The sequence below is a fragment of the Streptomyces sp. NPDC057702 genome (assembly GCF_042799315.1).
Taxonomy (GTDB): Bacteria; Actinomycetota; Actinomycetes; order Streptomycetales; family Streptomycetaceae; genus Streptomyces.
The window spans coordinates 1-4,873 of record NZ_JBHVJC010000077.1; the positions used below are offsets into that span (position 1 = coordinate 1).

Annotated in this window: 4 protein-coding genes; all 4 read left to right on the forward strand. The window is 71.5% G+C overall.

Translation table 11 applies throughout. The annotated features are described in order from the left end of the window. Positions 1-238, forward strand: a 238-nt coding sequence (locus ACFVFR_RS31755) for a transketolase C-terminal domain-containing protein (protein ID WP_383708079.1), incomplete at its 5' end; no start/stop codon positions are given. Between the two features lie 894 nt (positions 239-1,132). Continuing rightward, entirely contained in the window at positions 1,133-2,323 is a 1,191-nt protein-coding gene (locus tag ACFVFR_RS31760) for a DegT/DnrJ/EryC1/StrS family aminotransferase (RefSeq protein ID WP_383708081.1), read from the forward strand. Between the two features lies 1 nt (position 2,324). After that, positions 2,325-3,443, forward strand: a complete 1,119-nt coding sequence (locus ACFVFR_RS31765; protein WP_383708083.1) for a DegT/DnrJ/EryC1/StrS family aminotransferase — start codon at positions 2,325-2,327, stop codon at positions 3,441-3,443. 10 nt (positions 3,444-3,453) lie between these two features. Next, positions 3,454-4,716: a nucleotide sugar dehydrogenase gene (locus ACFVFR_RS31770; RefSeq protein ID WP_383708085.1), complete on the forward strand. Its 1,263-nt coding sequence runs from the start codon at positions 3,454-3,456 to the stop codon at positions 4,714-4,716. Positions 4,717-4,873: the final 157 nt, after the last annotated feature.

The following is a 4,873-nucleotide window of genomic DNA, read 5'->3' on the forward strand; positions in this document are numbered from 1 at the left end:
GTTGGTGGCCACGGTGGAGGACAACGGGCGGGTGGGTGGGGTGGGTTCGGCCATCACCACCGCGCTACGCGACGCCCGCGTCACCACCCCCGTCCACGACTTCGGCCTGCTCCAACGCTTCTGCGAACACGGCAGCCGCGACCAGGTCCTGACCGAGGCCGGCCTGACCGCCACCTGCGTCGCGGAGACCGTCGAGGGCCTCCTGACCCCCGCCGCCCCGCCCTTCCCCACCGGCTGAGCCCGACCCCGTACGGACCGCCCCCCCACCCCCGGCACGCGGCCGTGAGCCGACGCGCCACCGGGGGCACCACCGGGCGCCACGGGACGCCCCCGGCGTGCCACCCACGCACCGCCACAGACCGCGCCCGACCCGCCCCACCTCCACCCCCGCCGGGCAACCACGGCCGTCCCACGGCAGCCGCCCGCCCGACCCGGTGCCTCGCGCGCCGCGCGCGTACGGGCGCCCGGAACCCACGCCGCTCCCGCGTGCCCGGCCGCCGCTCCCCGCCGCCTGTCGCCGTCCCCCCCCCGGAGCAGCCGCCAAAGAACGCTCGCCCCGTGCGCCCCCTCGGCGTACGCCCGGGCGCCGCGTCCCCGGCGCCCGCGGACGACAGCCGCCGCGCCGGCCGCCCGATCGGCACCACGCCGTGCCCCGCGCTCCGGAGGCCCGCCACCTCGTCGACCCTCGCCCCGCCCACCCCGTCCGCCGCTGCCGGTGCGCCGCGCCCCGTCCGCCGCTGCCGCGGGTCGCGTGCGGGGTGGTGATCGACACGCGCGGGAATTACGCCATGCTGGGTGCGACCCCCGGTGACGCGCACCGCGGTGACCCCGGCGAACATGGTGGGGGAGTGAGGGGCTCGATACGGGGTGTACAGAAGGGTGTCAGGGGCGCTTGGATACGGAGGGAAGCGGCATGTGCGCGCCCGGTAGGCGGGGTGCGTACGGGATGTCAGCCGCCGTGGCGAAAGCCCTCGTTGACTAGCAAGATCTTGTCCTGTCGCCCGCCGGGGTGCCTGTGTATGGCAGGTTTGACCACGGGGCGCCCAGCTCGGGTGGGCTGGCCAGGAATGACTGCTACCGGCAAGTTCTTGTCCGTAGCGACGTCACAGAACCGCTTCATAGCGTCACCCCCATGGTGTCCTCGCTTACCGATGCTCCCGCCGCGCCGGTTCCGTTCTTCACTCAGGCGGAGTCCTTCAAGGAGCTATGGCCGCTCATCACCCGCCATACGGATGATGTCTTCGACCGGGGGAAGTTCTCCCACGGTCGCAAGGTGGCGGAGCTGGAGCGGGCCATCGCCGACTACACCGGCGCCGGCCGGGCCGTCGCCGTCAACAGCGGTACCGACGCCCTCGTGATCCTGCTCCGGGCCGCCGGCATCAAGCCCGGCGACGAGGTCATCGTCCCGGCCTTCTCCTTCTTCGCCTCCGCCTCGGCCGTCAGCCTCGTCGGCGCCACGCCGGTCTTCGCCGACATCACCGACGACGGCGACTACGGCCTCGACCCGGCCTCGGTCGAGGAACTGGTCACCGAGCGGACCAGGGCCATCATGCCGGCCCACCTGTTCCACCAACTGGCCAATCTGACAGCGCTGTCAGAGATCGCCGCCCGGCACGACGTCCTCCTCCTGGAGGACAGCGCCGAGGCGATCGGCATGCGCTGGGACGGCACCCACGCCGGCCTCGTCGGCCGGGGCGGCGTGCTTTCCTTCTTCCCGACCAAGACCCTCGGCGCCCTCGGCGACGCCGGCATGATCATCACGGATGACGAGGACCTGGCCGAGCAGGCGGCCGTGCTGCGTCACCACGGTCGGATGGGCAAGACCATCGACCACATCGCCGGCATCTCCAACCTCTCCGGTGTCTCCGGCACCAACAGCAAGATGGACGACGTGCAGGCGGCCATCCTGCTCGCCAAGATGACCCGCCTGGACCAGGACATCGCCCGCCGCGCCGAACTGGCCGCCGCCTACACCGAGCGGCTGCGCGACGCCGACGGCGTCCTGGCGGTGCCGCGCATCGTGCCCCGGGACGTGGCCAGCGACCCGGTCTTCTACGTCTACCAGGTCGAGTTCGAGGCCCGGGACGAGCTGGTGGCCCACCTGACGGCCCGTGGCATCGGCACCGAGACGTACTACCCGCGTCCGCTGCACACCCAGCCCTGCTTCGCGGAATCGGACATCGGGCTGCGGCCGGGCAGCCTGCCCCACGCGGAGGCGGCCTGCGAGCGCACGCTGGCGCTGCCGCTCTACCCGGACCTGACCGAGGCGCAGTTGGAGACGGTCTGCGCCGCCATCTCGGACTTCTACGCCGGAAGGCGATGACATGGCCACCATCCCGTTCTTCCCCCCGGACCTCTTCGAGGACGACCGGCAGGCGTTCAAGGACCTGCTCTTCGAGGTCGGCACGGACGCCGAACAGAAGTTCATCCTCGGCCGGCGCACCGCCGAGTTCGAGGAGGAGCTGCGCCGCACGACCGAGGCCGAGCACGTCATCGCCTGCTCCAGCGGCACCGGCGGCCTCAATCTGGCCGTCCAGGCGCTCGGCGCGGGGCCGGGCGACGAGATCATCGTGCCCGCGTTCTGCTGCCAGCCGGTGGCCAGCTCGGTCGCCAACTTCGGCGCGACGCCCGTCTTCGCGGACGTCGACCCGCACACCATGGTGATCGACCCGGACTCCGTCGAGTCGCTCATCACCAGCCGCACGCGCGCCGTGATGCCCGCCCACGTCTTCTCGGTCATGGCCGACATGCCGCGCATCAACAAGATCGCGCGCGACCGGGGCCTGAAGGTCATCGAGGACTCCGCAGTGGCCCAGGGCGCGGTGCTCGACGGCGTGCCCGCCGGGCGCTGGGGCGACCTCGGCGTCTTCTCCTTCTTCCAGGTCAAGTCGTTCGGCACGGCCGGTGAGGGCGGCGCGGTCCTGACCGACGACCCGGAGCTGGGCCGCACCGTACGGATGCTGCGCAACCACGGGCAGGACGGCATCACCCGCTTCCTGCACCACCGGATCGGCCAGAACAGCCGGTTCGACGAGGTCATCGCCGCCTTCCAGCTCCACCGGCACGCCGGCTTCGAGGACCGCCTGGAGCGGCGCGCCCGCATCGCCGACTACTACACGGAGCGCTTCGAGCCGCTGGCCGACCGGGGCGTGCTCGCACCGCCCGCCGGCCGCAACGGCCGCTGCTACTACGTCTACTCGCTGCTCGTCGAACGGCGCGCGGACCTGCGCGCCTGGCTGACCGAGAAGGACATCGGCACGCACGTCTACTACCCCGTGCCGCTGCCCGAGCAGCCCGCCTTCGAGGCGTGGGCCCCCGAGGGCGCCCAGTGGCCCGGCGCGCGGCGCGCGAGCGACCAGAACCTGGCCATCCCGATCTGGCCCCATCTCAGCGACGGTCAGGTGGAGTACATCGCCGACTCGGTCTGTGAATTCTTCGACTAGGGAGCTTCCATTGACCACGAAACTGGTCGTAGTGGGGCAGGGGTACGTCGGCCTGCCGTTGGCCGTGGCCGCGGCCGAACACGGATACCAGGTCGTCGGCTACGACACCGACGAGTCCCGGGTGAAGAAGCTGGCCGTCGGCGACTCGTTCGTCGGGGACGTCACCTCGCGGCGTCTGGGTGCCGTCATCGACCGGGGCACCTACCAGGCGAGCATCGACACCGGTGACCTGGACGCCTTCGACATCGCGGTCATCACCGTCCCCACCCCCCTGCACGAGGGCGTTCCCGACCTGTCGTTCATCGAGGCGGCGGGTCGGGAGCTGGCCGGCCGGCTGCGCCCGGGGGCCACCGTCATCCTGGAGTCGACCAGCTACCCGGGCACCACCGAGGAGGTGCTGGCGCCGATCCTGCGGGACGGCTCGGGCCTCGAACCGGGCACCGACTTCCACCTCGGGTACAGCCCCGAGCGCATCGACCCCGGCAACGCGGACTGGACCTTCGAGAGCACGCCCAAGGTCGTCTCCGGTATCGACGCCGCGTCGCTGGAGAGCGTGCGGGCCTTCTACGCGGACATCGTGCGCGAGGTGGTGGTCGCCAAGGCGCCACGGGTGGCCGAGCTGGCGAAGGTCATGGAGAACACCTTCCGGCACGTCAACATCGCGCTGGTCAACGAGTTGGCCACGCACGCCGAGGGCATCGGCGTCGACGTGTGGGACGCCCTGGAGATCGCCGCGACCAAGCCCTTCGGCTTCATGCGCTTCACCCCGGGCCCCGGCGTCGGCGGCCACTGTCTGCCCGTGGACCCGCTGTACCTGTCGTGGAAGGTCGAGCGCGCGTCGAGCAAGCGGTTCCGCCTGGTGGAACTGGCCGACGAGCTCAACAACGCCATGCCGGAGTACGTGGTGCGCAAGCTGACCCGGGGGCTGGACCGGCGCCACCAGACGGTGACCGGCTCGCGCGTGCTGATGCTCGGCCTGGCGTACAAGCCGGGCACCGGGGACACCCGCGAGTCGCCGGCGCTGCCGATCGCCAAGCTGCTGATCGAGGCTGGGGCCACGGTGCGGTTCGCCGACCCGCACGTCACCGAGGAGCCCGGCATCCCGGGGCTGACCCAGGTGACGCTGGACCCGGAGGAGATCGCCCGCGCCCACGCCGTGCTCATCGTCACCGACCACGACGAGTTCGACTACGAGGCCATCACCGCATCGGCCCGCTACATATTCGACTGCCGACACCGTCTGCCGCTTTCGAAGGACATCGAGTCGCTATGAGCCCGGTCGCCCCAGGCCAGCCTGCCCCCGCCCCCGTTCCCGACTCCACCGACGCCGGGGGCGAGTCCGCTCCGGCCAAGGAAACGCGTCAGTTGGATCGGGTCATTATCCGTTTTGCGGGTGATTCGGGTGATGGTATGCAGTTGACGGGTGATCG